Origin of the sequence: Burkholderia seminalis DSM 23518, from assembly GCF_902832885.1 — a bacterium.
Lineage (GTDB): Bacteria > Pseudomonadota > Gammaproteobacteria > Burkholderiales > Burkholderiaceae > Burkholderia > Burkholderia seminalis.
The window spans coordinates 431,481-458,320 of the sequence record NZ_CADFDK010000001.1; the positions used below are offsets into that span (position 1 = coordinate 431,481).

The following is a 26,840-nucleotide window of genomic DNA, read 5'->3' on the forward strand; positions in this document are numbered from 1 at the left end:
ACGCGTTTTCCCGGGCATGCGGAAGGCCGCCGCGCAATGCGGCGGCGCACCGTGCGCGCATGCGTGCCCCGTCCGTCCGCGCTCGCCGGACTGTCGCTCTCGCGCCATCTTTCCTCGGTTACAATCGCCGGATGCGAATCCTACTCAGCAACGACGACGGCTATCTTGCCCCCGGTCTCGCCGCGCTCAGCGAAGCGCTGCAGCCGCTGGGCGAGCTCACGGTGATCGCGCCCGAGCAGAACTGCAGCGGCGCGTCGAATTCCCTCACGTTGTCGCGGCCGCTGTCGGTGCAGCGTGCGGCGGGTACGGGTTTCTTCTACGTGAACGGCACGCCGACCGATTCGGTGCACGTCGCGTTGACGGGGATGGCCGGCGCGAGGCCGGATCTCGTCGTTTCCGGAATCAACAACGGCCAGAACATGGGCGAAGACACGCTCTATTCAGGGACAGTTGCGGCCGCCACCGAAGGCATCATGTTCGGCGTGCCGGCCATCGCCTTCTCGCTGGCCGACAAGGGCTGGGCCCATCTGGCGGACGCCGCGCGCGTCGCCGCGGAAATCGTCGAGCACTACCTCGCGCATCCGCTGCCGGGCAACCCGCTGCTGAACGTCAATATTCCGAATCTGCCGTACGACGCGCTGAAGGGCTGGCAGGTCACGCGCCTGGGCAAGCGTCATCCGTCGCAGCCGGTGATTCGCCAGACCGACCCGCGCGGCGAGCCGGTCTACTGGATCGGCGCGGCGGGCGCGGCGCTGGACGCGAGCGACGGCACCGATTTCTACGCCGTCGCAAACGGTTTCGTGTCGATCACGCCGCTGCAGCTCGACCTCACGCATACGCAGATGCTGCCCGCGACGCGCGAATGGGCGCGCGCCGGAGGGCGGGCTTCATGAGCGGCGAGCGCGCGAAGCGGTTTCCGCTCGCGCTCGAAGATCTCAAGCGAGCGCCACGCAAATCGGAAGGTCGGACCGGTGAACGCCATGCGGCGGGCGCGGTGTCGAAGGCGGCCGACAAGCCCGCTGCCGTGCTGAAACCGGTTGCGGTAAAGCCCGCTGCCGGGCGGTCGGCGTTGCCCGGTCCCGTCGCCGCGAAGCCCGCGACCGCGCCGAAGCCGACCGCGCCGAAGCCCGCGATGCCGAAACCGGCTGCGCCGAGCGTCGCGCCGGCCGGCGCGTTCGCGCTCACGTCGGAACGGGTGCGCGAGCGGATGGTCGAACGACTGCGCGCGAACGGTGTGACCGACGCGCGCGTGCTGGACGCGATGGCCGCGGTGCCGCGCCACATGTTCGTGGATCCGGGGCTCGCGACGCAGGCCTACGAGGATTCGGCGTTGCCGATCGGCCACCAGCAAACCATTTCCAAGCCGTCGGTCGTCGCGCGCATGATCGAGCTCGCGATGGCCGGCCGCACACTCGAGCGCGTCCTCGAGATCGGCACGGGATGCGGCTATCAGGCCGCCGTGCTGAGCCACGTGGCACGCGACGTGTATTCGATTGAACGCATCAAGCCGCTCTACGAGCGCGCCAAGCTGAACCTGCGGCCGCTGCGCGTGCCGAACATCCGTCTGCACTACGGCGACGGGCGTGTCGGCCTGCCGTCCGCGGCCCCGTTCGACGCGATCGTGATCGCGGCGGCGGGGCTCGACGTGCCGCAGGCGCTGCTCGAGCAGCTCGCGATCGGCGGGCGGCTCGTCGCGCCGGTCGGCGCGCAGAGCGGGCAGCACCAGGTGCTCACGCTCGTCGAGCGCGTCGCGCACGCGCAATGGCGAGAGTCCCGGCTTGATCGCGTTTTCTTTGTCCCTTTAAAATCCGGAGTGATTTGAAACCGATGAGTATGTTGCGCGCGATGCAAAACAACCGATCCAGGGAACCGCTCACGCTCGCCCAGCGCGCGATCTGTGTGGCTGCGCTCTCCACGCTACTGGCCGCCTGTGCGACGCGGCTCGACAACGCGCCTGTCGTCGATCGCTCCGGCTCGCTCGGCACGACCGGCGCCGCGCAGCCCGCGGTGCCGCTCGGCCCGCCGCCGCCGGGCTTCTACCGCGTGAAACCGGGCGACACGCTGTACCGGATTGCGCTCGAGAACGGGCAGAACTATCGCGACATCGCGTCGTGGAACAACCTGGCGAACCCGAACCAGATCGAAGTCGACCAGTTGCTGCGCGTGGCGCCGCCGGGCGGTGCCGCCGTTGCGGGCGCACCGGCCACCGCGCCGATCGCGGGTGCGGCCGTGGCGACCGCGCCGCTGAGCAGCGGTCCGGCCACGCCGGCCGCCGGCACGTCGTCCACGCTCGCGACGCCGCCGGCCGCGGCGACCGGATCCAGCGATACGGCGGCGGCCCCGAGCGGCCCCGTGACGTTCGCGTGGCCCGCGCGCGGCCCCGTGCTGAACGGGTTCGACGACGCGAAGAACAAGGGTGTCAATATCGGCGGGTCCGCCGGCGAGGCCGTGAAGGCGGCAGCGGACGGCCGCGTCGTTTACTCCGGCAATGGCCTGCGTGGTTACGGCAACCTCATTATCATCAAACACGATGCAACTTACCTCACGGCGTATGCACACAATCGCGCTTTGATGGTAAAAGAGGGGGACGCGGTAACGAAGGGGCAGAAGATCGCCGAGATGGGTAACAGCGACGCCGACCGCGTGATGCTGCATTTCGAGGTTCGCCGGCAGGGTAAGCCTGTCGATCCGCTGAAGTATTTGCCGCCTCAATAACCGAGACGACCATGCCGAAATCGAAGCGCCACGAGCCGCAAGCCGAATCTGAGAAGATCAGTCGTGCCACGCAAGCATCGGTGGGGCGAGCTGGTGCTTCGACGGACGACGAGGACGATATCGCGGACAACGAGCGCGATATCGAGGCACGCGACGCCGAGGTGGACGGCGGCGACGACGAGCGCGAAGGCCGCCCGGAAGCATCGCCCGATGTCGACGATTTCCGCACGCTGCTGCAGGCCGAGCTCACGGCCGACACGATCCAGCATTACCTGAACCGAATCAGCGTGAAGCCGCTGCTGACCGTCGAGGAAGAGCAGCGCTATTCCCGCCTGGCGAAGGCCGGCGAATTCGAGGCGCGGCAGGTGATGATCGAGCGCAACCTGCGTCTCGTCGTCAGTATCGCGAAGGGGTATCTGAACCGCGGCGTCCCGCTGCTCGACCTGATCGAGGAAGGCAACCTCGGCCTCATGCACGCGATCGAGAAGTTCGACCCGACGCGCGGGTTCCGTTTCTCGACCTATGCGACGTGGTGGATCCGGCAGAGCATCGAACGGGCGATCATGAACCAGGCCCGCACGGTGCGCCTGCCCGTGCACGTGATCCGCGAGCTGAACCAGGTGCTGCGCGCGAAGCGCCACCTCGAAAAGAATTCGATGTCGACGGGCGAGGCGGCCGAGCGCCGCGAAGCCAGCATCGACGACATCGCCTATCTCACCGGCAAGACCGCCGAGGAAGTCACCGACATCCTCGCGCTCAACGAGCATACGGCGTCGCTCGACGCGCCGCTCGACCTCGATCCCGCGAGCAGCCTGCTCGACCTGTTGCCCGACGACCAGAGCCAGTCGCCCGATGCCGAGGTGCAGCACCGCGAGCTCGAGACGCTGACGCGCGCATGGCTGTCGCGTCTGTCGGACAAGCATCGGCACGTGATCGAACGCCGCTTCGGCCTGAACCACATCGAACCGGCGACGCTCGAGGAGCTCGCCGACGAGATGGGGCTGACGCGCGAGCGCGTGCGGCAGATCCAGCAGGAAGCGCTGGTGCGCCTCAAGCGGTTCTTTGCCTCCAACGGCGTGCGCAAGGACGCCGTTCTGTAACCGATGACTCCGATTCTTGTTTTTGACATCGAGACGATTCCCGATGTCGACGGCATTCGCCGTCTGGAAGACCTCCCTGCAACGCTCGACGATGCCGCGGTGGCCGAACATGCATTCGCCGCGCGCCGCGAGAAGACCGGCAGCGATTTCCTGCCGCATCACCTGCAGCGGATCGCCGCGATCTCGTGCGTGTTCCGCGACAACAACGGTTTTCGCGTGCGCTCGCTCGGCACGCCGCAGGACAACGAAGCGACGCTGATCCAGTCGTTCTACCGCGTGATCGAGAAATACACGCCGCAGCTCGTGTCGTGGAACGGCGGTGGCTTCGACCTGCCGGTGCTCCATTATCGCGCGCTCGTGCACGGTATCCCCGCGACCCGCTACTGGGATCTCGGCGAGGACGACCGCGAATTCAAGTGGAACAACTACATCTCGCGCTATCACACGCGGCATACCGACCTGATGGACGTGCTCGCGATGTATCAGGCGCGCGCGAACGCGCCGCTCGACGCGCTGGCGAAGCTGTGCGGCTTTCCGGGCAAGCTCGGGATGGACGGCAGCCAGGTGTGGCCGGCGTTCCGCGATGGCCGGATCGACGAAATCCGCAACTATTGCGAAACCGACGTCGTCAACACCTATCTGCTGTACTGCCGGTTCCAGTTGATGCGCGGCGGCCTGACACCGAGCGAGTATGCGGACGAGATCCTGATCGTGAAGAATGCGCTCGCGCTCGAGCCGGCGCCGCACTGGGTCGAGTACCTGGCCGGCTTCGACGCGTAGCGGGGGCGGCCGGCGCCGCAATCGGCGCGGTCAGGCCAGCTCGAGCAGCACGGGCTGATGGTCGGACGCGCGCACGTCGCCTTCGATCTCGCAATACACGACGCGCGGCAGCAGCGTCTCGGTCACGAATACGAAGTCGCACGCGAGCGGCCCTTCCGGCCATTGCGCCGTATCGTGGACGCCGGCCGTCGGTGGCGGCGCGCGGCCCGGGTGTCGCGCGACCCAAGCGTCGACGAAGCGCGGCGCGTCCGCGATCGGGGCCAGCAAGCGCCGGTACGCGTCGCTGTCGAATGCGCTGTTGAAGTCGCCGCAGACGATCGCATCGCACGGCTGGCCGGTCGCGCTGAACGGTCCCTCGGCAGTCTCGGCCGGCGCCGGGTGTTTCGCGTGCGCGCAGGCCTCGCGATGCCGGCCGCGCAGCGCATCGACCTGTGCGAGCCGCTGGCGCGCCGAATAATATTCCAGATGGGTCGTCACCACGCGCAGCGCGCCGAAGGGCGCCTGCAGTTCGACGTCGAGCGCGACGCGCGGCATCGACGGCGCGCCGGCGTCGGCCGGCCACGGCAGCCACTGGCGCAGCACGCGCCCGACCGGCAGCCGCGTCGCGATCACATTGCCGAACTGGCGGCGCGATGCGCCCGGTTCGATTGTCGGCAGATCGGCGCCGATCGCTTCGATGATCGTGTAGCCGGGCAGCCGCGCCGCGAGTTCGGCGAACTGGTCGGGGCCCGGCTGCCCGGGCAGTGCGCCGAAGCCGCGCGTGACCTCCTGCAGGCACAGCACGTCGAAATCGCCGAGCCGCCGGATCGTCGAGACGGTGCGGGAAAGGTCGACGACGCCGTCCGCATCCCGACCCCATTGGATGTTCCAGTCGATCAGTCGCATGGTCGAATCTCCTGCCGGTTGGGCGTCGGGCGTCAGGGCCGCGCCCTCGCGCGTTCCAGTGTCTTGCGCGCCCGTGGGCCGTGGGCTGTCAGCCGGCTGCGCGAGTTTCGGCGCCATGCAGGGCCGTCCCTGATCGAGTATCGACGGTCGCGCCATCCAAAGCGGGCGGTACGGGCCTTCGTCGTCTACAATCTCGCCTTCTTCAACGTTTGTCAGGAAAAGCTGGTGTCCGAAGCCGTCCCCACTTCTGCGCGCAAATCGAAAAATGCGCCCGTCGCGCCCGGGCCCGCCCCGGTTCTCGAGATCGAATCGCTCGACATGGAAGCGCGCGGTGTCGGCCGCACGATCACCGAGGACGGCGAGCCGGGCAAGGTCATCTTCGTCGAGGGCGCGTTGCCGGGCGAACGCGTGACCTATTCGAGCTACCGCCGCAAGCCGAGCTACGAGCAGGCGACTGTTGTCGATATTCTGCGCCCGAGCGTGATGCGCACGCAGCCGAAATGCAAGTTCTTCGGTACCTGCGGCGGCTGCTCGATGCAGCATCTCGACATGCGTGCGCAGGTGGCGGTCAAGCAGCGCGTGCTCGAGGACAACCTGTGGCACCTGGCGAAGCTGCGCGCGGAAACGATGTTCGCGCCGATCCACGGCCCGTCGTGGGGCTATCGCTACCGTGCGCGGCTGACCGTGCGCAACGTGGCGAAGAAGGGCGGCGTGCTGGTCGGGTTCCACGAGAAGAAGAGCAGCTACGTTGCCGACATGACGAGCTGCGAAGTGCTGCCGCCGCACGTGTCGGCGATGCTGGTGCCGCTGCGCCGGCTCGTCGAGGGGCTGTCGATCCGCGATCGGATGCCGCAGATCGAGCTGGCGGTCGGTTCGCAAGTCACGGCGCTCGTGCTGCGCGTGCTGGAGCCGATCAATGCGGACGATGAAGCGCTGCTGCGCGCGTTCGCGGACGAGCACAAGGTGCAGTTCTGGCTGCAGCCGAAGGGCCCGGACACGGTGACGCCGTTCTATCCGCTCGACGTGCCGCTCGACTACACGCTGCCGGAGTTCGGCATCCGCATGCCGTTCAAGCCGACCGACTTCACGCAGGTCAATCATCAGATCAACCGTGTGCTGGTGGGGCGTGCGCTGCGCCTGCTGGCGCCGTCGCGCGACGACCGCGTGCTCGACCTGTTCTGCGGCATCGGCAACTTCACGCTGCCGCTCGCGCGGCTGTCGCGCGAAGTGATGGGCATCGAGGGCAGCGACACGCTGACGACGCGCGCGCTCGCGAATGCACGCGAAAACGGTGTCGACGGCCACACGACGTTCGCGTGCCGGAACCTGTTCGAGGTGACGGGCGACGACCTCCGCGCGCTTGGCGCCTTCGACAAGTTCCTGATCGACCCGCCGCGCGAAGGCGCGCTCGCGGTGTCGAAGGCGCTGGCCGAGATCGCGCAGAGCGGCGCAGGCCCGCTGCCGAAGCGCATCGTCTACGTGTCGTGCAACCCGTCGACGCTTGCACGCGACGCGGGCCTGCTGGTGCACGAGGCCGGTTACCGGCTGAAGGGCGCCGGTGTCGTCAACATGTTCCCGAATACGTCGCACGTCGAATCGATCGCGCTGTTCGAGCGCGACTGAGCCGGGCGGCGGACGTAAAAAAACCGGCCCGAAGGCCGGTTTTTTCATGGGGCCCCGCGAACGTCAGTTGCGGTTGCCGCCGAAGATGCCGAGCAGGGCGAGCAGGTTCGTGAACACGTTGTACAGGTCGAGGTAGATCGCGAGCGTGGCCGAGATGTAGTTCGTCTCGCCGCCGTTCACGACGCGCTGGACGTCGAACAGCATGTATGCGGAGAAGATCGCGATCGCGAGCACCGACACGGTGAGCATCAGCGCCGGCAGTTGCAGGAAGATGTTCGCGACCGACGCGAGCAGGATCACGATCACGCCCATGAACAGCCACTTGCCGAGGCCCGAGAAATCGCGCTTGCTGACGGTGGCGATCGTCGCCATCGCGGCGAAGATGATGCCGGTGCCGCCGAACGCGAGCATGATCAGCGACGGGCCGTTCGAGAAGCCGAGGATGAAGCTCAGCAGCCGCGACAGCATCAGGCCCATGAAGAACGTGAAGCCGAGCAGCACGAACACGCCGGCCGCGCTGTTTTTCGTCCGCTCGATCGCGAACATGAAGCCGAACGCGATCGCGAAGAACGCGAGCAGGCTCATCATCGGGCTCGTGGCGGCGAACAGCGAGAAGCCCGTCGCGACGCCGACCCAGGCGCCCAGCACGGTCGGCACCATCGACAGCGCGAGCAGCCAGTACGTGTTCCGCAGCACGCGGTTGCGCACCTCGGCGGTGCTGACGGAACCGCCGCGGCCGAAATTGTACGGATAGTCGTTCATGGTTTCTCCTAACATTGAACGCGTGAGCGTCCGGGGCCGGTTCGGCGCACGCGGTGTGCGGCGCAGCAAACCGGAGCAGCTATGGCTAAGATACGTTCCGTGCCGGGAGGTTTCAATGGCCGTGCGGCAGAAAACATATGGATTCGGAACCTTTCACGTGTGTAAGGGTTCAATCGCAATGATACACGGGATCGTGCTACAATAGCGGATTCATTTGAACCTGTAACTTCTTAATTTTTTGGAGTTTTTATGGCAATCGAGCGCACCCTGTCGATCATCAAGCCGGATGCGGTGGCAAAGAACGTGATCGGCCAGATCTACAGCCGTTTCGAAGGCGCCGGCCTGAAGATCGTCGCATCGCGCATGGCACACCTGTCGCGTGCTGACGCAGAGAAGTTCTACGCGGTTCACGCGGCGCGTCCGTTCTTCAAGGACCTCGTCGATTTCATGATCTCGGGCCCGGTGATGATCCAGGTTCTGGAAGGCGAAGGCGCGATCCTGAAGAACCGCGACCTGATGGGCGCGACGGATCCGAAGAAGGCGGAAAAGGGCACGATCCGCGCCGATTTCGCCGACAGCATCGACGCGAACGCCGTTCACGGCTCGGACGCTGCGGAAACGGCAGCGGTCGAAATCGCGTTCTTCTTCCCGGAAATGAACGTTTACTCGCGTTAAGCCCTGGCTGACAGCAAGTAGGCAGGATTCAGCGTACGCGGCAAGGCGGCACATCATGACGAGCGAAACTTCCGTCAATCTTCTCGACTTCGATGCCGAGGGTCTTGTCGCGTACTGCGGCAGCCTGGGCGAGAAGCCGTTCCGCGCCAAGCAGTTGCAGCGCTGGATCCACCAGTACAACGCCGGCGATTTCGACGGCATGACCGATCTCGCGAAGTCCCTGAGAGAAAAGCTCAAGGGCCGCGCGTCGATCGTGATGCCCGAGATCGCCAGCGATCACGTTTCCACCGACGGCACGCGCAAGTGGCTGATCGACGTCGGAAACGGCAATGCGGTCGAAACCGTGTTCATCCCGGAAGAGACGCGCGGCACGCTGTGCGTGTCGTCGCAGGCCGGATGCGCGGTCAACTGCCGCTTCTGTTCGACGGGCAAGCAGGGCTTTTCCCGCAACCTGTCGACAGCCGAAATCATCGGCCAGCTCCGCATGGCCGAATTTGCATTGCGAGCGTCGCTGGGCCGCGCGCCTGGCCCGAACGGCAAGGCCGAACGGGTCGTCACCAACGTGGTGATGATGGGCATGGGCGAGCCGCTCCTGAATTACAGCGCGGTCGTGCCCGCGATGCGGCTGATGCTCGACGACAACGCGTACGGCCTGTCGCGCCGCCGCGTGACGCTGTCCACGTCCGGCGTGGTGCCGATGATGGATCGCCTCGGCGCCGAGTTGCCGGTCGCGCTGGCCGTTTCGCTGCACGCGCCGAACGATGCGCTGCGCGACGAGCTGGTGCCGCTCAACAAGAAGTATCCGCTTCGCGAGCTGATGGCTGCATGCCAGCGCTATCTGAAAGTCGCGCCGCGTGACTTCATTACATTCGAATACTGCATGCTGGACGGCGTCAACGACACCGAAGCGCATGCGCGCGAACTGCTGGCCGTCACGCGCGACGTGCCGTGCAAGTTCAATCTGATCCCGTTCAATCCGTTTCCGGAATCGGGCCTCATCCGCTCGAAGCCGGAGCAGATCAAGCGCTTCGCGCAGGTCCTCATCGACGCGGGTGTCATCACGACCGTGCGCAAGACGCGCGGCGACGACATCGATGCCGCGTGCGGCCAGCTGGCCGGCGCGGTGAAGGACCGCACGCGCCTGGCGGAGCGAACGGGTGCAGCAGGAAAAATCATCGAAGTTCGGGCAGTTTGACGGGGGCACCTGGCCGGGGACGCCCGAACCCTTTGGCGGTGCAACACGCGAATAGCGATCGGTCGCGGCGCCTCGGCGCCGCGCATGGTATGGACAGTTGCGGGTGTCGGCCGGCAGGGCCGGCGGCGCCCGCCAGTGAAGAAGAATCGACGCGAGGACAAGGATGAGTGAGCCGCAGCCGACTAACGGCGCAGAGACGAATGCCGCGAAACCGGCACCGGCGGGACTGGAATCGCTGGCGGCGGTCGGCAGCCGGCTGGCGCAGCTTCGGGAGACGAAGGGCTGGTCGGTCGACGACGTATCGGCGCGACTCAAGGTCGCACCGCAGAAGCTCCGGGCGCTCGAGGCCGGCGACATCAGCCATCTGCCCGGTGTGACGTTCGCGCTCGGTGTCGTGCGCAGCTACGCGAAGATGCTCGGCGTCGATCCGGAGCCGTTCGCGCAGGCGTTGCGCCGTGAGCGCGGGGTGCCGGAAGTCGACCTGTCGATGCCCGCGTCGTCGGGGACGGATCTGCCGCGCGGCCGCGTGTCGATTCCGCTGGGCGGATCGTCGCGTCATCATCCGTGGCTGTGGGGAACGGCGATCGTCGTCGTCGCGGTGGTCGCCGTACTGATGTGGCACACTGGCGGCGATTCGTCGGGCCTGCTCGCGCGCCTGAAGGGCAATGACGCGGAGCATGCGTCGGCGGCGAGCGCCTCGGCTGCGTCGCCGGCGGCTGCCGAAGAGGCGGCCGCGAGCGGCGCGTCGACCGTCTCCGCCAACGACGTTCCGGCCCCGGCGGCGGCATCCGCGGCGCCGGCGCAGGCAGTGGCATCCGCTGTCCCGGCGCCCGTGGCGACGGCCGCGGCATCGCAGCCGGTCGTGGTCGCGGCGGCGGCGAGCGCCGCCGTGCCGGTCCAGCCGGCGAGCGTCGCGGTCGCGGCAGGCCAGTCGGTGATCGAACTGAAGGTCAAGCAGGATTGCTGGTTCAGCGTGCGCGACAAGAACGGCAAGGAGCTGTTCTCGGCGCTGGTGCGGGCCGGCGAGACGAAGCAGGTCGCCGGCGACGGGCCGTTCAAGGTCACGATCGGCAACAAGGCGGGCCTCGACGCAGTCGCGTTCGACGGAAAACCTGTCGATCCGGCAAAATATTCGGCAGCGCGGGGTAATGTGGCACGGTTCACGTTGCCCTGACGTCAAGCGCCGTGGCGAAGGCCTGTCGTCGATCTCGGCAGGCCGTGAGGGCACGGCGCTTTTTCAATTCATGCGCCGTGTCGCGGCGCATTCCGCGTAAATGGATCTATCGATGCAATCCGAAGCTCAATCCCCACGCAGCAGTCAGATTTGTTCAACCGAGCCGGTGTTCGGCGGGCATCAGCCGCGCCGCGTATCGCATGCGGTGGATGTCCGCTGGGGCGGGCAGCTCGTGACGATCGGCGGCGACGCGCCGGTGCGCGTGCAGTCGATGACGAATACCGACACGGCCGACGCGATCGGCACGGCGATCCAGATCAAGGAACTCGCGAACGCGGGCTCCGAACTGGTGCGCATCACGGTCAACACGCCCGAGGCCGCGGCCGCCGTGCCGGCGATCCGCGAGCAGCTCGACCGGATGGGCGTGACCGTGCCGCTCGTCGGCGATTTCCACTACAACGGCCACCTGCTGCTGCGCGACTACCCGGGCTGCGCGGAGGCGCTGTCGAAGTACCGGATCAACCCCGGCAACGTCGGCCAGGGTGCGAAGCGCGATACGCAGTTCGCACAGATGATCGAGGCCGCGGCCAAGTACGACAAGCCGGTGCGGATCGGCGTGAACTGGGGCAGCCTCGACCAGGATCTGCTCGCGCGCATGATGGACGAGAACGGCGCGCGTTCGCAGCCGTGGGACGCGCAGAGCGTGATGTACGAGGCACTGATCCAGTCGGCGATCGGCTCGGCCGAACGGGCGGTCGAACTCGGCCTCGGCCGCGACCGCATCGTGCTGTCGTGCAAGGTAAGCGGCGTGCAGGACCTGATCGCCGTGTACCGCGAGCTCGGCCGCCGCTGCGGCTTTGCGCTGCACCTCGGGCTGACCGAGGCCGGCATGGGCTCGAAGGGCATCGTCGCGTCGACGGCCGCGCTCGGCGTGCTGCTCCAGGAAGGGATCGGCGACACGATCCGCATCTCGCTGACGCCGGAGCCGGGCGCGTCGCGCACGGGTGAAGTGATCGTCGGCCAGGAAATCCTGCAGACGATGGGTCTGCGCTCGTTCGCGCCGATGGTGATCGCGTGTCCGGGCTGCGGCCGCACGACGAGCACGCTGTTCCAGGAACTCGCGATGCAGATCCAGACCTACCTGCGCGAGCAGATGCCGGTCTGGCGCAAGGCGTATCCGGGCGTCGAGAAGATGAACGTCGCGGTGATGGGCTGCATCGTCAACGGTCCGGGCGAATCGAAGCACGCGAACATTGGCATCAGCCTGCCGGGTTCGGGCGAGAACCCGGCCGCGCCCGTCTTCATCGACGGCGAGAAGGTCAAGACGCTGCGCGGCGAGCGGATCGCCGAGGAATTCCAGCAGATCGTCAGCGACTACGTCGCACGCAATTACGGCCGCACCGAGGCCCTGAACTAATTCGTCCACACACACGAACGATGACTGAACAGAAACGCAAGATCGAGAAGCTCACCGGCGTCAAGGGCATGAACGACATCCTTCCGCAGGATGCCGGCCTGTGGGAGTTCTTCGAAGCAACCGTGAAATCGCTGCTGCGCGCATACGGCTACCAGAACATCCGCACGCCGATCGTCGAACACACGCAGCTCTTCACGCGCGGCATCGGCGAAGTCACCGACATCGTCGAGAAGGAGATGTACAGCTTCACCGACGCGCTGAACGGCGAGAACCTGACGCTGCGCCCGGAAAACACCGCGGCCGTCGTGCGCGCGTCGATCGAGCACAACATGCTGTACGACGGCCCGAAGCGCCTGTGGTACATCGGCCCGATGTTCCGTCACGAGCGTCCGCAGCGCGGCCGCTACCGCCAGTTCCATCAGGTCGGCGTCGAGGCGCTCGGCTTCGCGGGTCCCGATGCGGATGCCGAGATCATCATGATGTGCCAGCGCCTGTGGGACGACCTCGGCCTGACCGGCATCAAGCTCGAGATCAACTCGCTCGGCCTGGCCGAAGAGCGCGCCGCGCACCGCGTCGAACTGATCAAGTACCTCGAACGGTTCGCCGACGTGCTCGACGAGGACGCGAAGCGCCGTCTGTATACGAACCCGCTGCGCGTGCTCGACACGAAGAATCCCGCGCTGCAGGAGATCGCGCAGAACGCGCCGAAGCTGATCGACTTCCTTGGCGAGGCATCGCGCGCGCACTTCGAAGGGCTGCAGCGCCTGCTGCTCGCGAACAACATTCCGTTCAAGATCAACCCGCGTCTCGTGCGCGGCCTCGATTACTACAACCTGACCGTGTTCGAGTGGGTGACCGACAAGCTCGGCGCGCAGGGCACGGTCGCGGCCGGCGGCCGCTACGATCCGCTGATCGAGCAGCTCGGCGGCAAGCCGACCGCCGCGTGCGGCTGGGCGATGGGCATCGAGCGGATTCTCGAGCTGCTGAAGGAAGAGGATCTCGCGCCCGAGCAGGAAGGCGTCGACGTGTACGTCGTGCACCAGGGCGAGACCGCGCGCGAACAGGCGTTCATCGCGGCCGAGCGCCTGCGCGATACGGGCCTCGACGTGATCTTCCACTGCAGCGCCGACGGCGCGACGGCAAGCTTCAAGTCGCAGATGAAGCGGGCCGACGCGAGCGGCGCCGCGTTCGCGGTGATCTTCGGCGAAGAAGAAGTCGCGAACGGCACGGTGGGCGTGAAAGCGCTGCGCGGTGCGGGCGCGGACGGGGAAAAGAACGTTCAGCAGACCGTACCGGTCGAAAGCTTGACCGAATTCCTAATCAATGCGATGGTTGCATCCGCCGAAGACGGCGACGACTGATCGCGCTGGCGTTCGCTCGACAAGAAAGGCCTGAACAGGAAGGAATCGCTCGCCGATGAGTTATCACGACGAACAAGAATCGATTGAAAGTCTCAAGGCGTGGTGGGCCCGCTGGGGCAACCTCACCACGTGGATCGTGCTCGCGGCGCTCGTCGTCGCGGCCGGTTTCAACGGCTGGAACTACTGGCAGCGCCGTCAGGCTGCCGAGGCGTCCGGGCTGTACGAGCAGGTCCAGAAGGCCGCCGCCGCGAACGACAAGGCGACGATGGCCCGCGCGGCCGCCGACATGGAAGACAAGTTCGGCAGCACGCCGTATGCACAGATGACGGCGCTCACGGCCGCGAAGACGCTGTATGCGGCCGGCGACGCGGCGGGCGCGAAGGCGCAGCTGCAATGGGCGGTCGATCACGCCAAGGACGACGAGTACAAGCAGATCGCGAAGCTGCGCCTCGCGTCGCTGCTGCTCGACGAAAAGGCGTACGACGCGGGCCTCACGCTGCTGTCGGGCACGCCGGTCGAAGCGTTCAAGGGCCTCGTGGCCGATCGCCGCGGCGATCTGCTGGCCGCGCAAGGCAAGACCGACGATGCGCGCGCCGCTTACAAGCTCGCGCTCGACGGCCTGTCGAAGGACGACCAGTCTGCGCGCCAGCTCGTGCAGTTCAAGCTGGACGCGCTCGGCGGCTGAATCGCGGTCCCCTCAACCTCTTAACTTCTGCTTCGCTAACCGATGAATTTGCTGAAACGTTACGCTGTGCCCGTCGCCTGCGCGGCGGCTGTCCTCGCATTGGCGGCCTGCTCGTCGTCGAAGGACGCGCGCCGCGTGCCGACGCCGCTGACCGAGTTCAAGCCCGTCATGGACGTGCAACAGGTCTGGAAGGCAAGCGTCGGCAAGGGCGGGCGCTACCTGTTCTCGCCGGTGGCCGTGGGCGACGCCGTTTATGCGGCGGGCGAAAACGGTTCGGTCGAGAAGATCGATGCGAAGACGGGCCAGACCGTCTGGCGCGCGAAGGTCGGCTCGGACCTGTCGGCCGGGGTCGGCAGCGACGGCAACCTGACCGCGGTCGGCGCGCTGAAGGGCGGCGTGTTCGTGCTGGGTCCGGACGGCAAGCAACTGTGGAAGACCAGCGTGCAGGGCGAGATCTTCTCGCCGCCGCTCGTCGGCAACGGCCTCGTGATCGTCCGCACGATCGACGGCCAGGTGATCGCGTTCAACGCGCAGACGGGCGAGCAGAAGTGGAACTACCGCAACCGCGCGGTGCCGCTGAACCTGCGCGTGTCGGCCGGCATGACGTTCGCGGGCGACGCGGCGGTGCTGGCGGGCTTCCCGGGCGGCGGTCTCGTCGCGATCAACCTGCAGACGGGCGAGCCGTTCTGGCAGACCCCGGTGTCGTTCCCGAAGGGCGTGACCGAGGTCGAGCGCATCAACGACGTCAGCGGCCCGCCGACGCTCGTCGGCGCGGAAGCCTGCGCGGTGACGTTCCAGGGGCAGCTCGGCTGCTTCGACGCGAACTCGGGCCGCCCGCTGTGGGAAAAGCCGTTCTCGAGCCGCAGCGGTCTGGCGCAGGACGATTCGGTGGTCGCCGGCGGCGACGACTGGTCGGTCGTGACGGCGTACGACGCGGCGTCCGGCAACCAGCTGTGGCGCAACGACAAGCTGAAGAGCCGTGACGTCGGCGTGCCGTACCTGCTCGGGCACGCGGTCGTGATGGGCGACTACAAGGGCTTCGTGCACTTCCTGTCGCGCGAAGACGGCAGCTTCATCGCGCGGATGAAGACCGACGGCAGCGCGATTACGGCGGCGCCGGTCCTCGCGGGCAATACGCTCGTCGTGCAGACGAAGGACGGCGGCCTGTACGGATTCCGTCCGCGCTGATAAGCAGGAAACACGTGTGGCCGCGGCGCGGCGGGCTTGTCCCGCGCGCCCCGGCCGTGCAGCATGAAGGCGGCCGGTGCTCCCGGCCGCTCGGTATTTGAAAGGCAGTTCGAGACGAAAGACGACGGCGCGCAACGCGCGCCCGGCGCGCGCATCCGGCGCGGCGCGAATTCGTGATATTTTCATTCAGCGCAGCCGCCCGCAGCAGCGGGCCTCCCGCTGCTGCGCATCACCGTAGAAAACACAGATGAAACCGGTCATTGCCCTCGTTGGGCGCCCCAATGTGGGGAAATCCACGCTGTTCAACCGGCTCACGCGCTCGCGCGATGCGCTGGTCGCCGACCTGCCTGGCCTGACGCGCGATCGCCATTACGGCGAAGGGCGCGTCGGCGAACGGCCGTACCTGGTCGTCGATACGGGCGGCTTCGAACCCGTCGCGAAGGACGGCATCCTGCACGAGATGGCGCGCCAGACGCGGCAGGCCGTCGAGGAAGCCGACATCGTCGTGTTCATCGTCGACGGCCGCAACGGGCTGGCGCCGCAGGACAAGTCGATCGCCGACTACCTGCGCAAGACCGGCCGGCCGATCTTCCTCGTCGTCAACAAGGCCGAGGGAATGCGGTACACGGCGGTCGCGGCCGACTTCTACGAGCTCGGGCTCGGCGACCCGCGCGCGATCTCGGCCGCGCACGGCGACGGTGTGACCGACATGATCAACGAGGCGCTGGCGGTGGCTTACGCCGACCGTCCGGAGGAAGAGGACGAGAACGACCCGTCGCGCGGCATCAAGATCGCGATCGTCGGCCGTCCGAACGTCGGCAAGTCGACGCTCGTGAACGCGCTGATCGGCGAGGATCGTGTGATCGCGTTCGACATGCCGGGCACGACGCGCGATTCGATCTACGTCGACTTCGAGCGCAACGGCAAGAAATACACGCTGATCGACACGGCCGGCCTGCGCCGCCGCGGCAAGGTGTTCGAGGCGATCGAGAAGTTCTCGGTCGTGAAGACGCTGCAGTCGATCTCCGACGCGAACGTCGTCATTCTTCTGCTGGATGCGCAGCAGGACATTTCCGACCAGGACGCGCACATCGCCGGCTTCGTCGTCGAGCAGGGCCGTGCGCTCGTGATCGGCGTCAACAAGTGGGACGGCCTCGACGAGCACGCGCGCGACCGCGCGAAAGCGGATTTGACCCGCAAGCTGAAATTCCTCGATTTCGCGAAATCGCACTTCATTTCGGCCGCGAAGAAGACGGGCATCGGCGCGCTGATGCGCTCGGTCGACGACGCGTACGCGGCGGCGATGGCGAAGCTGCCGACGCCGAAGCTCACGCGCGCGCTGATCGAGGCCGTCGAATTCCAGCAGCCGCGCCGTCGCGGCCCGGTGCGTCCGAAGCTGCGCTACGCGCACCAGGGCGGCCAGAATCCGCCGCTGATCGTCATCCACGGCAACGCGCTCGACGCGGTCACGGAAACCTACAAGCGCTACCTCGAAAACCGGTTCCGCGAAACTTTCTCGCTGACCGGGACTCCATTGCGCATAGAGTTCCGTTCGTCGAACAACCCGTACGCGGACAAGGGCTGACGCACGCCTGTCATGCGTCCCGCAAGGGTAGGCCGTAAGGCCTGCGCGGCGGGCGGGGCAGGCAAAATCAGCTATAGTGTAGCGATTGGCGCCGGATCTCTTTTTCTTTCCCGCCAATCCAGATCAACCTGCAAAAAAAGATGGAGTACGCCATGAGCAACAAAGGGCAATTGTTACAAGACCCGTTTTTGAACGCACTGCGCAAAGAGCACGTTCCCGTTTCGATTTACCTCGTCAACGGCATCAAGCTGCAAGGGAACATTGAATCGTTCGACCAGTACGTCGTGTTGCTCCGTAATACGGTGACCCAGATGGTCTACAAGCACGCCATCTCGACGGTCGTGCCGGCGCGCCCGGTGAATTTCCACCCGGACGCGGAAGCCTCGTCCTAACCTATCGCAGCGGCCGGCATCCGGTCGCCGCGAGCGACCGATGCCAGCCGCCTTATCTTGACACCCGATAATTTGATCAACGCAGCGCTCGTCGGCATCGATTTCGGCAAGACCGATTTCGAAGCCAGTCTCGAAGAACTCAGTCTTCTCGCCTCCAGCGCGGGGGCCCGTCCCGCCGTCACCCTCACGGGTCGTCGCTCCAGTCCCGATGCCAAGATGTTCATCGGCAGCGGCAAAGCCGAAGAACTGCGGCTTGCCTGCGACGCGCACAACGTCGAAATCGTCATCTTCAATCACGCCCTGGCGCCGGCCCAGCAACGCAATCTGGAGCAGGCACTTAACAGACGTGTGGTCGACCGCACCAGCCTCATCCTCGACATCTTCGCGCAGCGTGCCCGCAGCCATGAAGGCAAGCTGCAGGTCGAACTCGCGCAGCTTCAATACCTGTCGACGCGGCTCATTCGCGCGTGGACCCACCTTGAACGCCAGAAGGGCGGTATCGGCCTGCGCGGCCCCGGCGAAACGCAGCTCGAAACCGACCGCCGGCTGATCGGCGAGCGCATCAAGATGCTGAAGTCGCGGCTCGACCGGCTGCGCCGTCAGCACAGCACTCAGCGTCGGCAGCGCGCGCGCAGCGGCACGATGTCGGTATCGCTCGTCGGCTATACGAACGCGGGCAAGTCGACGCTGTTCAATGCGCTGACGAAAGCGCAGGCGTACGCGGCCGACCAGCTGTTCGCCACGCTCGACACGACGTCGCGGCGGGTGTACCTCGGCGACGAGGTCGGCCAGATCGTCGTGTCCGATACGGTCGGGTTCATCCGCGAGCTGCCTCACCAGCTCGTCGCGGCATTCCGCGCGACCCTCGAGGAAACGATCCACGCGGATCTGCTGCTGCACGTGGTCGATGCATCGAGCGCGGTCAGGCTCGAACAGATCGAGCAGGTCAACGGCGTGCTGCACGAGATTGGCGCGGACACGATCCGGCAGGTGCTGGTGTTCAACAAGATCGACGCGGTGCCTGAGCTGGCGGCCCGCGGCGACGCGGTCGAGCGGGACGAATATGGTAATATTTCGCGCGTCTTTTTGAGCGCGCGCACCGGTCAGGGTCTTGATACGTTGCGTGCCGCCATCGCCGAAATCGCCTCCGCGGAACACCTTTCCAGCGCGACGTTACCCAGCGGCGCGCTCGACGGCGCACCCGCTGAACCACACGAAGACCACACGATTTCCGAACACGGGCGCTAACCGGCCTCGGCCGGTTCGCCGGCGTCTTATCTGGTGAACAAACTCTGGTGAACGAATACAACGAGCGGATTACCTGGCGGCGGATGCGTGCCTTGCTGTCGATCAACGATCCCCGCTGGGGACGCGGCGAAGGCAATGGCAAGGACGGATCCCGTCCGCGTTCGAATGAATCGAAGCGTCCGCAAGGCGGCGACGGCGATGGTCCGCCCGATCTCGACGAGATGTGGCGCAACTTCAACCGGCGCCTGAGCGGCCTGTTCGGCGGCAAGGGCGGCAACGGCCTGCGTCCCGACAACGGCCGGGCCGCGCGAGTCGGCGTCGGCATCGTGATCGGCGTGCTGGTCGCGGTTTACGCGGGCAGCGGGCTGTTCGTCGTGCAGGACGGCCAGACGGGCGTCGTGCTGCAGCTCGGCAAGCTGTCGGGCACGGTCGGCCAGGGCGTGCACTGGCGCCCGCCGTATCCGTTCGCGTCCCACGAGATCGTCGATACGTCGCAGGTCCGCTCGATCGAGATCGGCCGCAACAACGTCGTGCGTCTGGCGAACGTGAAGGAAGCGGCGATGCTGACGCGCGATGCCGACATCGTCGACGTGCGTTTCATCGTTCAGTACCGGATCCGTTCCGCCACCGATTACCTGTTCCGCAGCGTCGACCCCGAGCGCAGCGTCTCGCAGGCCGCGCAGGCCGCGGTGCGCGCGATCGTCGGCACGCGCAGCGCGGCCGACATGCTGAACCAGGACCGCGACGCGCTGCGCGAGCAACTGTCCACCGCGATCCAGCGCGATCTCGACCGCTACCAGTCGGGGCTCGAGGTGACGGCCGTCACGATGCAGAGCGTCGCGGCGCCCGAGCAGACGCAGGCCGCCTACGCCGAAGTCGCGAAGGCACGCGACGAGCGCGAGGCCGCGAAGCGCGCCGCGCAGGCGTATGCAAGCGACCTGCTGCCGAAGGCGCAGGGCGACGCCGCGAAGCTCGTCGACGAAGCGAAGGCGTATGCCGATCGCGTGGTCACGCAAGCCGAGGGCGATGCCGACCGCTTCAAGCAGGTCTACGCGCAGTACTCGAAGGCGCCCGCGGTGATCCGCGAGCGGATGTACCTCGAGACGATGCAGGAAATCTATTCGAACGCGACGAAGGTGTTCGTCGGCAACAAGGGCGGCAACAGCGTCGTCTACCTGCCGCTCGACAAGCTCGTCGAGCAGGGGCGGCAGAACGCCGCGGCGTCGACCGGCGCATCCGCGCCCGATGCGGCGTCGGCACCGGCAGCCGTTGCGCCGGCCGCCGCCGCCGTACCCGCGAGCGCCGCACCGGCGGCCGCGGCGTCGGGCGTCGACGTGCTGCGATCGCGCGAAGTGTTTCGCAGCCGGTCGCGCGAAGACGATACGAAGTAACGGGGAGCGCAGAACATGAACCGAATCATTGCGCTCGTCGTCGCGATCGTGATCGTTGCCTTCGCGGCGTCCTCGACGGTCCTGACCGTCGATCCGCGTCATGCGGCCGTGCTGTCGGGTCGTGACGGCGCGCAGCCCGAACTCGCGGGCCCGGGCCTCCACTTCAAGCTGCCGCCGCCGTTGCAGACGGCCACGCTGATCGACACGCGCCTGCAATCGCTCGAGTCGTCCGATCCGCTGCAGCTCGCCACCCAGGACAAGCACGACCTGCTCGTCGCGTATGCGGTGAAGTACCGGATCAGCGATCCGCTGAAGTATTTCACGGCGACCGGCGGCGATCCGGCCGCGGCTGCCGACCGCCTGGCCGGCGCGCTGAAGGGTGCGCTCGGCGACGCGTTCGGCCAGCGCGCGCTCGACGACGCCCTCGGCGGCCAGCGCGCGATCGCCGATGCGGCCCGCGATGCGGTCAAGGCGAAGGCGTCGGGCTTCGGCGTCGACGTCGTCGACGTCCAGCTGACGCGCGTCGACCTGCCGGCTGCACAGACGGATGCCGTTTATCAACGGATGATCGGCACGCTGCGCGATCAGGCGGCGCAGGTGCGTGCGGAAGGCGCGGCCGACGTCGAGCGGATCAAGGCCGATGCCGAACGTGAGCAGCAGGCCGTGCTCGCGAACGCATACAAGTCCGCGCAGACGATCAAGGGCGAGGGCGACGCGAAGGCCGCGACGATTGCCGCCGATGCGTTCGGCCGCGATCCGCAGTTCTATCAGTTCTACGCGAGCCTGCAGGCCTACCGGAATACGTTCAAGCGCAACGACATCATCGTCGTCGATCCCGACAGCGAGTTCTTCCGCTTCATGCGCAGCCCGACGGGCGGCGCCGCACCGGCGGCGCCTGCTCCCCGCAAACATTGACTTTGAGGCGCCGCGTCGAGCGGCGCCGTCGCTCGCATGGACCTGGCTGGCTCGTTGTTGCTCGCAGTAGCGCTGATGCTGATCATCGAGGGGGCGTTCCCCTTCGTGTTTCCCGTCGCCTGGCGCGACACGTTTCGTAGAATAGCTGAGCGGCCGCCGCATCATATCCGGATCGGCGGCCTGATCGTGATGGCGCTCGGGCTCGTGCTGCTGCTGCTCGCCACGTGATCCGGACGGCGCATCCGCCGTCCGTCCCGCCCGATTCCGAAGTTCCGATTCAACTCGCGGCGCGCGTGGCGCGCGCCGTTTCCCGTCGTAGGACCGTACCGATGTCGACCTGGTTACTTCCCGAGAATATCGCCGACGTACTGCCGTCGGAAGCGCGCAAGATCGAGGAGCTGCGCCGCAGGCTGCTCGACCGCTTCCGTTCGTACGGCTACGAAATGGTGATGCCGCCGTTGCTCGAGTATCTCGAGTCGCTGCTGACGAGCGGCGGCAGCGACCTGCGCCTGCGCACCTTCAAGCTGGTCGACCAGCTGTCGGGCCGCACGCTCGGCCTGCGCGCCGACATCACGCCGCAGGTCGCGCGGATCGACGCGCACCTGTTGAACCGCCAGGGCGTGACGCGCCTGTGCTACGCCGGCCACGTGATGCATACGCGCCCGCGCGGCCTGCACGCGACGCGCGAGCAGATCCAGATCGGTGCCGAAATCTACGGGCATGCCGGGCTGGAAGCCGACCTCGAGATCCAGCAGCTGATGCTCGACGCGCTGCATCTCGCGGGCCTGTCGCGCATCCGTCTCGACCTCGGCCATGCGGGCGTGCTCGCGGCGCTGCTGGCGCGCGACGCGCAGGCCGCCGAGCGCGGCGAGTCGCTGTACGACGCGCTGTCGGGCAAGGACGTGCCGCTCCTGAACGAACTCACCGACGATCTCGGCGCCGATACGCGCGCCGCGCTGCGCGCGCTGCCGAGCCTTTACGGCGATGCGGGCGTGCTCGCCGAGGCGCGCACACGCTTGCCGGTGCTGCCGGAAATCACGCGGGCGCTCGACGATCTGGCACAGCTCGCGTCGCAGGCGAAGGGCGCGGAAGTGGCGATCGACCTCGCCGACCTGCGCGGTTATGCGTACCACAGCGGCGCGATGTTCAGCGCGTACATCGACGGCGTGCCGAACGCGATCGCGCGCGGCGGCCGGTACGACCACGTCGGCCAGGCGTACGGCCGTGCGCGCCCGGCAACGGGCTTCTCGCTCGACCTGCGCGAGCTCGCGCGGATCTCGCCGGTCGAGGCGCGCGGCACCGCGATTCTCGCGCCGTGGGCGCAGGACGACGCACTGGGCGCGGCCGTCGCCGCGCTGCGCGATGCGGGCGAGGTCGTGATCCAGGCACTCCCCGGCCACGACCACGTGCTCGACGAATTCGCATGCGATCGTTCGCTCGTCGAGCGTGACGGCGCATGGGTGGTCGAACCCCGATAAACAGGCGTTCGCGGGCCGTGCTTCGACGTGCATATCGTTGAAGCGAAACGGAAAAATTCGGAATCGCCCGCGAACATAGGTAGAATACGTTTTTAACCAGCTAACGAATCAACATGTCTGCCAGCGCAGTGAACGTGACTCCCGGGCGCAATGTCGTCGTCGTGGGAACGCAATGGGGTGATGAAGGCAAGGGCAAGATCGTCGACTGGCTGACGGACCACGCTCAGGGCGTCGTGCGTTTCCAGGGCGGTCACAACGCCGGCCACACCCTCATCATCGGCGGCAAGAAAACGATCTTGCGCCTCATTCCGTCGGGCATCATGCGTGAAGGCGTCGCCTGCTACATCGGCAACGGCGTCGTCCTGTCCCCCGAAGCACTGTTCAAGGAAATCGGCGAGCTCGAAGAAGCCGGCGTGAACGTGCGCGACCGTCTGTTCATCTCCGAAGCCACGACGCTGATCCTGCCGTACCACATCGCGATCGACCAGGCGCGCGAAGCGCGCAAGGGCGCGGGCAAGATCGGCACGACCGGCCGCGGCATCGGCCCGGCGTACGAAGACAAGGTCGGCCGTCGCGCGCTGCGCGTGCAGGACCTGTTCGACGCGAAGACCTTCGCCGACCGCCTGCGCGAAAACCTCGATTTCCACAATTTCGTGCTGACCCAGTACCTGGGCGGCGCGGCCGTCGATTTCCAGGCCACGCTCGACACGATGCTCGGCTATGCCGACCGCCTGAAGCCGATGGTGGCCGACGTGTCGCGCCGCCTGTACGACGCGAACAACGCGGGCCAGAACCTGCTGTTCGAAGGCGCGCAGGGCACGCTGCTCGACATCGACCACGGCACCTATCCGTTCGTCACGTCGAGCAACTGCGTCGCGGGTGCGGCGTCGGCCGGCGCGGGCGTCGGTCCGCAGAAGCTCAACTACATCCTCGGCATCACGAAGGCCTATTGCACGCGCGTCGGTTCGGGCCCGTTCCCGAGCGAACTGTACGATGCGGACAATCCGCAGCGCCAGGACCAGGTCGGCGTCACGCTCGCGAACGTCGGCAAGGAATTCGGATCGGTCACCGGCCGTCCGCGCCGCACGGGCTGGCTCGACGCAGCCGCGCTGCGCCGCTCGATCCAGATCAACGGCGTGTCGGGCCTGTGCATGACGAAGCTCGACGTGCTCGACGGCCTCGACGAAGTCAAGCTGTGCGTCGGCTACAAGATCGACGGCAAGGACGTGGACATCCTGCCGCGCGGCGCCGCCGACGTGGCGCGTTGCGAACCCGTATACGAAACGTTCCCCGGCTGGAAGGAAAGCACGGTCGGCATCAAGACGTGGGATGCGCTGCCGGTGAACGCGCAGGCATACCTGTCCCGTGTCCAGGACGTGGCCGGCGTGCCGGTCGACATGGTGTCGACGGGCCCGGACCGCGACGAAACGATCCTGCTCCGCCATCCGTTCAAGGTGTAATTCCAAGATGACGCAGCAAATCACGATGACGGCGGCAGACTTGATGACCGATCCGCGCAACGACGACAAGAACCTGTGGGTAGGCTGGGACGAGTATCACCGTCTGATCGAGTTGCTCGCGCTCCAGGTGCACGCGTCGGGCTGGAAGTTCGACCAGATCCTGTGCCTCGCGCGCGGCGGCCTGCGCGTCGGCGACCAGCTGTCGCGCATCTACGACGTGCCGCTCGCGATCCTCGCGACGAGTTCGTACCGCGAAGCGGCCGGCACCGAGCAGGGTGAGCTCGACATCGCGCAGTACATCACGATGACGCGCGGCAACCTCGCGGGCAACGTGCTGCTGGTCGACGATCTCGTCGATTCGGGCGTCACGCTCGCGCGCGTGCAGGAGCACCTGAAGGAGCGTTACCCGTCCGTGACGGCCGTCCGCTCGGCCGTCCTCTGGTACAAGGGTTGCTCGAAGGTCAAGCCCGACTATCACACGCAGTTTCTGCCGACGAATCCGTGGATTCATCAGCCGTTCGAGGAGTGGGACACGGTGCGTCCGCACAACCTCGAGGCGTGGATCAAGCGCGGTCGCGCGCAGCGCGACGGTTCGGGCGCGTAAGCGCCTGGCCGATCGAAGGAAAGCCTGGTACGGCGCCGCTTGCGGCGCCGTTTTTCATTGCGCGGCGGGGGCGTCGGGCGGTGCGTTTCACGAATCCGATAGTAGGCAGACGGCGCTGCCCCGGCTATGATGGCAGCCCTGCCACAGCTCGCGCCGGATTGCATGCGCAGCGTGGATCACGTGGTTCCAAGGCAACAGAGCAGGGCGGCGTTTCACGGGGGCGCGAGTAGAATAGCGCTCGTTTTGTCCGACCCGGACCCGATTATTACGCTTCATATGAACGACACGATCCACGCGACCGACGCCGCACACGCGCCGCATTCGACGCAACAACACTCGATGCGGGCGCTAGCGATAGCAGCCATCGGCGTCGTGTTCGGCGACATCGGCACCAGCCCGCTGTATTCGCTGAAGGAGGCGTTCAGCCCCGCACACGGCATTCCGCTCACCGAAGGATCGATTCTCGGCGTGATCTCGCTGCTGTTCTGGGCAATCATCCTGGTGGTCGGCGTCAAGTACCTGCTGTTCGTGATGCGGGCCGACAACAACGGCGAAGGCGGCGTGCTGGCGCTGATGGCGCTGTCGCTGCGGCCGCTCGACTCGAAGACCCGCGTCGCGGGCGCGCTGATGGCGCTCGGGATCTTCGGCGCGTGCATGTTCTACGGCGACGCGGTGATCACGCCGGCGATCTCGGTGATGTCGGCGGTCGAAGGTCTCGAAATCGCGACGCCGCACCTGTCCCACCTCGTGTTGCCGATCACGATCGTGATCCTGATCGCGCTGTTCTGGATCCAGCGTCACGGCACCGCACTGGTCGGCAAGCTGTTCGGCCCGATCATGGTGCTGTGGTTCGTCGTGATCGCGGCGCTCGGCGTGTACCACATCGTGCGCGTGCCGGGCATCATCGCGGCCGTCAACCCGTATTACGCGGCGTCGTTCATGGCCGACCACCTGCTGCAGGCCTACGTCGTGCTCGGCTCGGTCGTGCTGGTGCTGACCGGCGCGGAAGCGCTCTACGCGGACATGGGCCACTTCGGGGCGAAGCCGATCCGGATCGCCGCGTACGGGCTCGTGATGCCGTCGCTCGTGCTGAACTACTTCGGCCAGGGCGCGCTGCTGATCCAGAATCCGAAAGCGATCGAAAACCCGTTCTTCCTGCTGGCGCCCGAATGGGGGCTGCTGCCGCTCGTCGTGCTGTCGACGGTCGCGACCGTGATCGCGTCGCAGGCCGTGATCTCGGGCGCCTATTCGCTGACGTCGCAGGCGATCCAGCTCGGCTACGTGCCGCGCATGAAGGTGCTGCACACGTCCGAGCTCGCGATCGGCCAGATCTACGTGCCGGTCGTGAACTGGCTGCTGCTGTTCGTGATCCTCTGCATCGTGGTCGGCTTCAAGAGCTCCGACAATCTCGCGGCCGCGTACGGCATCGCGGTGACGGCGACGATGGTGATCACCACGGTGCTCGCGTGCGTCGTGATGGTGAAGGTGTGGAACTGGAACCGGTTGCTGGTCGGCGCAATCATCACCGTGTTCCTCGCGATCGACCTCGGCTTCTTCGGCGCGAACCTGCTGAAGGTCGCGCAGGGCGGCTGGCTGCCGCTCGGCATCGGCGCGCTGCTGTTCTTCCTGCTGATGACCTGGTACAAGGGGCGTCACATCGTCAAGGAACGCACGGCGGCCGACGGTATTCCGCTCGAGCCGTTCCTGCAGGGCTTGCTCGCGCATCCGCCGCATCGCGTATCGGGCACCGCGATCTACCTGACCGGCAACGACAAGCTCGTGCCCGTCAGCCTGCTGCACAACCTGAAGCACAACAAGGTGCTGCACGAGCGGACCATTTTCCTGACGTTCGTCACGCGCGACTTTCCCTATGTGCGCGACGACAAGCGCCAGACCTCGCGCGATGCGGGCGGCGGGCTGTACATCGTCAAGGCCGAGTACGGCTTCAACGAGACGCCGGACGTGAAGGCCGTCCTCGAGGAATTCGGCCGCGCGCACGACATGACGTTCGAGCTGATGGACACGTCGTTCTTCCTCGCACGCGAAACGGTCGTGCCGACCCACCTGCCCGGGATGTCGATCTGGCGCGAGCGCGTGTTCGCGTGGATGCACCAGAACGCCGCGAAGCCGACCGACTTCTTCTCGATTCCGGCGAACCGCGTCGTCGAGCTCGGCACGAAGATCGAGATCTGACCGGACGCGGCGCG

General features: G+C 66.7%; 25 protein-coding genes. 23 read left to right on the plus strand and 2 right to left on the minus strand.

Features of this window, described 5'->3' with window-relative positions; translation table 11 throughout:
* Window positions 1-131: 131 nt before the first annotated feature.
* Genes surE through HWX00_RS02035 form a run of 5 tightly spaced genes read left to right on the plus strand, consistent with a single transcriptional unit; the run spans window position 132 to window position 4,595 of the window.
* On the plus strand, window positions 132-893 hold the full coding sequence (gene surE, locus HWX00_RS02015) for a 5'/3'-nucleotidase SurE (RefSeq protein WP_175029385.1): 762 nt from the start codon (window positions 132-134) through the stop codon (window positions 891-893).
* Window positions 890-1,822, plus strand: coding sequence for a protein-L-isoaspartate(D-aspartate) O-methyltransferase (locus HWX00_RS02020; RefSeq protein ID WP_034188975.1), 933 nt, complete (start codon window positions 890-892; stop codon window positions 1,820-1,822). The genes surE and HWX00_RS02020 overlap by 4 nt, the downstream gene beginning before the upstream one ends.
* 5 nt (window positions 1,823-1,827) lie before the next feature.
* Window positions 1,828-2,715 (plus strand): peptidoglycan DD-metalloendopeptidase family protein, encoded by an 888-nt coding sequence (locus tag HWX00_RS02025; RefSeq protein ID WP_049028267.1) that lies wholly within the window; start codon window positions 1,828-1,830, stop codon window positions 2,713-2,715.
* Window positions 2,716-2,726: 11 nt separating this feature from the next.
* Window positions 2,727-3,815, plus strand: a complete 1,089-nt coding sequence (gene rpoS / locus HWX00_RS02030; protein WP_034188643.1) for an RNA polymerase sigma factor RpoS — start codon at window positions 2,727-2,729, stop codon at window positions 3,813-3,815.
* Window positions 3,816-3,818: 3 nt separating this feature from the next.
* Entirely contained in the window at window positions 3,819-4,595 is a 777-nt protein-coding gene (locus HWX00_RS02035; protein ID WP_034188642.1) for a 3'-5' exonuclease, read from the plus strand.
* 30 nt (window positions 4,596-4,625) lie between these two features.
* Here the strand turns inward: HWX00_RS02035 and HWX00_RS02040 are convergent, their stop codons facing one another.
* Window positions 4,626-5,480 (minus strand): endonuclease/exonuclease/phosphatase family protein, encoded by an 855-nt coding sequence (locus tag HWX00_RS02040; protein WP_175029013.1) that lies wholly within the window; start codon window positions 5,478-5,480, stop codon window positions 4,626-4,628.
* A 318-nt stretch (window positions 5,481-5,798) separates the two neighbouring features.
* Between HWX00_RS02040 and rlmD the strand changes: the two genes are divergently transcribed.
* Complete coding sequence (gene rlmD, locus HWX00_RS02045; protein ID WP_233622711.1) at window positions 5,799-7,103, plus strand: 23S rRNA (uracil(1939)-C(5))-methyltransferase RlmD; 1,305 nt, start codon at window positions 5,799-5,801, stop codon at window positions 7,101-7,103.
* Between the two features lie 63 nt (window positions 7,104-7,166).
* Here rlmD and HWX00_RS02050 read toward each other — a convergent pair whose 3' ends face one another.
* Window positions 7,167-7,865, minus strand: coding sequence for a Bax inhibitor-1/YccA family protein (locus HWX00_RS02050; RefSeq protein ID WP_006761414.1), 699 nt, complete (start codon window positions 7,863-7,865; stop codon window positions 7,167-7,169).
* Window positions 7,866-8,114: 249 nt separating this feature from the next.
* Between HWX00_RS02050 and ndk the strand changes: the two genes are divergently transcribed.
* From ndk to HWX00_RS02135, 17 genes are all read left to right on the plus strand, one after another.
* Entirely contained in the window at window positions 8,115-8,540 is a 426-nt protein-coding gene (gene ndk, locus HWX00_RS02055) for a nucleoside-diphosphate kinase (protein ID WP_006478674.1), read from the plus strand.
* A 55-nt stretch (window positions 8,541-8,595) separates the two neighbouring features.
* Window positions 8,596-9,735: a dual-specificity RNA methyltransferase RlmN gene (rlmN, locus tag HWX00_RS02060; RefSeq protein WP_175029012.1), complete on the plus strand. Its 1,140-nt coding sequence runs from the start codon at window positions 8,596-8,598 to the stop codon at window positions 9,733-9,735.
* Between the two features lie 163 nt (window positions 9,736-9,898).
* Entirely contained in the window at window positions 9,899-10,909 is a 1,011-nt protein-coding gene (locus tag HWX00_RS02065; protein ID WP_124669684.1) for a helix-turn-helix domain-containing protein, read from the plus strand.
* Between the two features lie 112 nt (window positions 10,910-11,021).
* Complete coding sequence (gene ispG / locus HWX00_RS02070) at window positions 11,022-12,326, plus strand: flavodoxin-dependent (E)-4-hydroxy-3-methylbut-2-enyl-diphosphate synthase (RefSeq protein ID WP_034188974.1); 1,305 nt, start codon at window positions 11,022-11,024, stop codon at window positions 12,324-12,326.
* 20 nt (window positions 12,327-12,346) lie between these two features.
* Window positions 12,347-13,687: a histidine--tRNA ligase gene (gene hisS, locus HWX00_RS02075; RefSeq protein WP_034188638.1), complete on the plus strand. Its 1,341-nt coding sequence runs from the start codon at window positions 12,347-12,349 to the stop codon at window positions 13,685-13,687.
* A 55-nt stretch (window positions 13,688-13,742) separates the two neighbouring features.
* Window positions 13,743-14,372, plus strand: a complete 630-nt coding sequence (locus HWX00_RS02080; protein WP_049028713.1) for a tetratricopeptide repeat protein — start codon at window positions 13,743-13,745, stop codon at window positions 14,370-14,372.
* Window positions 14,373-14,414: 42 nt separating this feature from the next.
* On the plus strand, window positions 14,415-15,560 hold the full coding sequence (bamB, locus tag HWX00_RS02085; protein ID WP_034188636.1) for an outer membrane protein assembly factor BamB: 1,146 nt from the start codon (window positions 14,415-14,417) through the stop codon (window positions 15,558-15,560).
* Window positions 15,561-15,807: 247 nt separating this feature from the next.
* The gene (gene der, locus HWX00_RS02090) at window positions 15,808-17,145 is read left to right on the plus strand and encodes a ribosome biogenesis GTPase Der (RefSeq protein WP_049029189.1); all 1,338 of its coding nucleotides are present in this window, start codon (window positions 15,808-15,810) and stop codon (window positions 17,143-17,145) included.
* A gap of 152 nt (window positions 17,146-17,297) precedes the next feature.
* Window positions 17,298-17,537, plus strand: coding sequence for an RNA chaperone Hfq (hfq, locus tag HWX00_RS02095; RefSeq protein WP_006399927.1), 240 nt, complete (start codon window positions 17,298-17,300; stop codon window positions 17,535-17,537).
* Between the two features lie 72 nt (window positions 17,538-17,609).
* A complete protein-coding gene (gene hflX / locus HWX00_RS02100; RefSeq protein WP_175029016.1) occupies window positions 17,610-18,785 on the plus strand; it encodes a GTPase HflX in 1,176 nt (391 codons plus the stop codon).
* Window positions 18,786-18,832: 47 nt separating this feature from the next.
* Complete coding sequence (hflK, locus tag HWX00_RS02105; RefSeq protein ID WP_175029011.1) at window positions 18,833-20,176, plus strand: FtsH protease activity modulator HflK; 1,344 nt, start codon at window positions 18,833-18,835, stop codon at window positions 20,174-20,176.
* 15 nt (window positions 20,177-20,191) lie between these two features.
* Window positions 20,192-21,091 carry a protease modulator HflC gene (gene hflC / locus HWX00_RS02110; protein ID WP_049034102.1) on the plus strand — a complete coding sequence of 300 codons (900 nt, stop codon included), beginning with the start codon at window positions 20,192-20,194 and terminating at the stop codon, window positions 21,089-21,091.
* A gap of 36 nt (window positions 21,092-21,127) precedes the next feature.
* The gene (locus tag HWX00_RS02115) at window positions 21,128-21,319 is read left to right on the plus strand and encodes a DUF2065 domain-containing protein (protein ID WP_009687995.1); all 192 of its coding nucleotides are present in this window, start codon (window positions 21,128-21,130) and stop codon (window positions 21,317-21,319) included.
* A 101-nt stretch (window positions 21,320-21,420) separates the two neighbouring features.
* Complete coding sequence (locus HWX00_RS02120; RefSeq protein WP_034188631.1) at window positions 21,421-22,569, plus strand: ATP phosphoribosyltransferase regulatory subunit; 1,149 nt, start codon at window positions 21,421-21,423, stop codon at window positions 22,567-22,569.
* 113 nt (window positions 22,570-22,682) lie between these two features.
* Window positions 22,683-24,029 (plus strand): adenylosuccinate synthase, encoded by a 1,347-nt coding sequence (locus tag HWX00_RS02125; protein ID WP_034188630.1) that lies wholly within the window; start codon window positions 22,683-22,685, stop codon window positions 24,027-24,029.
* 7 nt (window positions 24,030-24,036) lie between these two features.
* Complete coding sequence (locus tag HWX00_RS02130) at window positions 24,037-24,633, plus strand: phosphoribosyltransferase (protein ID WP_006485899.1); 597 nt, start codon at window positions 24,037-24,039, stop codon at window positions 24,631-24,633.
* A gap of 276 nt (window positions 24,634-24,909) precedes the next feature.
* Window positions 24,910-26,826, plus strand: coding sequence for a potassium transporter Kup (locus HWX00_RS02135; protein WP_049036608.1), 1,917 nt, complete (start codon window positions 24,910-24,912; stop codon window positions 26,824-26,826).
* Window positions 26,827-26,840 lie beyond the last annotated feature (14 nt).

What these genes read in the sequence shown, in the direction of transcription:
- surE (WP_175029385.1), top strand. Translation starts at nt 132, where the DNA reads ATGCGAATCCTACTCAGCAACGACGACGGCTATCTTGCCCCCGGTCTC.
- HWX00_RS02020 (WP_034188975.1), top strand. Translation starts at nt 890, where the DNA reads ATGAGCGGCGAGCGCGCGAAGCGGTTTCCGCTCGCGCTCGAAGATCTC.
- HWX00_RS02025 (WP_049028267.1), top strand. Translation starts at nt 1,828, where the DNA reads ATGAGTATGTTGCGCGCGATGCAAAACAACCGATCCAGGGAACCGCTC.
- rpoS (WP_034188643.1), top strand. Translation starts at nt 2,727, where the DNA reads ATGCCGAAATCGAAGCGCCACGAGCCGCAAGCCGAATCTGAGAAGATC.
- HWX00_RS02035 (WP_034188642.1), top strand. Translation starts at nt 3,819, where the DNA reads ATGACTCCGATTCTTGTTTTTGACATCGAGACGATTCCCGATGTCGAC.
- HWX00_RS02040 (WP_175029013.1), bottom strand. Translation starts at nt 5,480, where the DNA reads ATGCGACTGATCGACTGGAACATCCAATGGGGTCGGGATGCGGACGGC.
- rlmD (WP_233622711.1), top strand. Translation starts at nt 5,799, where the DNA reads ATGGAAGCGCGCGGTGTCGGCCGCACGATCACCGAGGACGGCGAGCCG.
- HWX00_RS02050 (WP_006761414.1), bottom strand. Translation starts at nt 7,865, where the DNA reads ATGAACGACTATCCGTACAATTTCGGCCGCGGCGGTTCCGTCAGCACC.
- ndk (WP_006478674.1), top strand. Translation starts at nt 8,115, where the DNA reads ATGGCAATCGAGCGCACCCTGTCGATCATCAAGCCGGATGCGGTGGCA.
- rlmN (WP_175029012.1), top strand. Translation starts at nt 8,596, where the DNA reads ATGACGAGCGAAACTTCCGTCAATCTTCTCGACTTCGATGCCGAGGGT.
- HWX00_RS02065 (WP_124669684.1), top strand. Translation starts at nt 9,899, where the DNA reads ATGAGTGAGCCGCAGCCGACTAACGGCGCAGAGACGAATGCCGCGAAA.
- ispG (WP_034188974.1), top strand. Translation starts at nt 11,022, where the DNA reads ATGCAATCCGAAGCTCAATCCCCACGCAGCAGTCAGATTTGTTCAACC.
- hisS (WP_034188638.1), top strand. Translation starts at nt 12,347, where the DNA reads ATGACTGAACAGAAACGCAAGATCGAGAAGCTCACCGGCGTCAAGGGC.
- HWX00_RS02080 (WP_049028713.1), top strand. Translation starts at nt 13,743, where the DNA reads ATGAGTTATCACGACGAACAAGAATCGATTGAAAGTCTCAAGGCGTGG.
- bamB (WP_034188636.1), top strand. Translation starts at nt 14,415, where the DNA reads ATGAATTTGCTGAAACGTTACGCTGTGCCCGTCGCCTGCGCGGCGGCT.
- der (WP_049029189.1), top strand. Translation starts at nt 15,808, where the DNA reads ATGAAACCGGTCATTGCCCTCGTTGGGCGCCCCAATGTGGGGAAATCC.
- hfq (WP_006399927.1), top strand. Translation starts at nt 17,298, where the DNA reads ATGAGCAACAAAGGGCAATTGTTACAAGACCCGTTTTTGAACGCACTG.
- hflC (WP_049034102.1), top strand. Translation starts at nt 20,192, where the DNA reads ATGAACCGAATCATTGCGCTCGTCGTCGCGATCGTGATCGTTGCCTTC.
- HWX00_RS02115 (WP_009687995.1), top strand. Translation starts at nt 21,128, where the DNA reads ATGGACCTGGCTGGCTCGTTGTTGCTCGCAGTAGCGCTGATGCTGATC.
- HWX00_RS02120 (WP_034188631.1), top strand. Translation starts at nt 21,421, where the DNA reads ATGTCGACCTGGTTACTTCCCGAGAATATCGCCGACGTACTGCCGTCG.
- HWX00_RS02125 (WP_034188630.1), top strand. Translation starts at nt 22,683, where the DNA reads ATGTCTGCCAGCGCAGTGAACGTGACTCCCGGGCGCAATGTCGTCGTC.
- HWX00_RS02130 (WP_006485899.1), top strand. Translation starts at nt 24,037, where the DNA reads ATGACGCAGCAAATCACGATGACGGCGGCAGACTTGATGACCGATCCG.
- HWX00_RS02135 (WP_049036608.1), top strand. Translation starts at nt 24,910, where the DNA reads ATGAACGACACGATCCACGCGACCGACGCCGCACACGCGCCGCATTCG.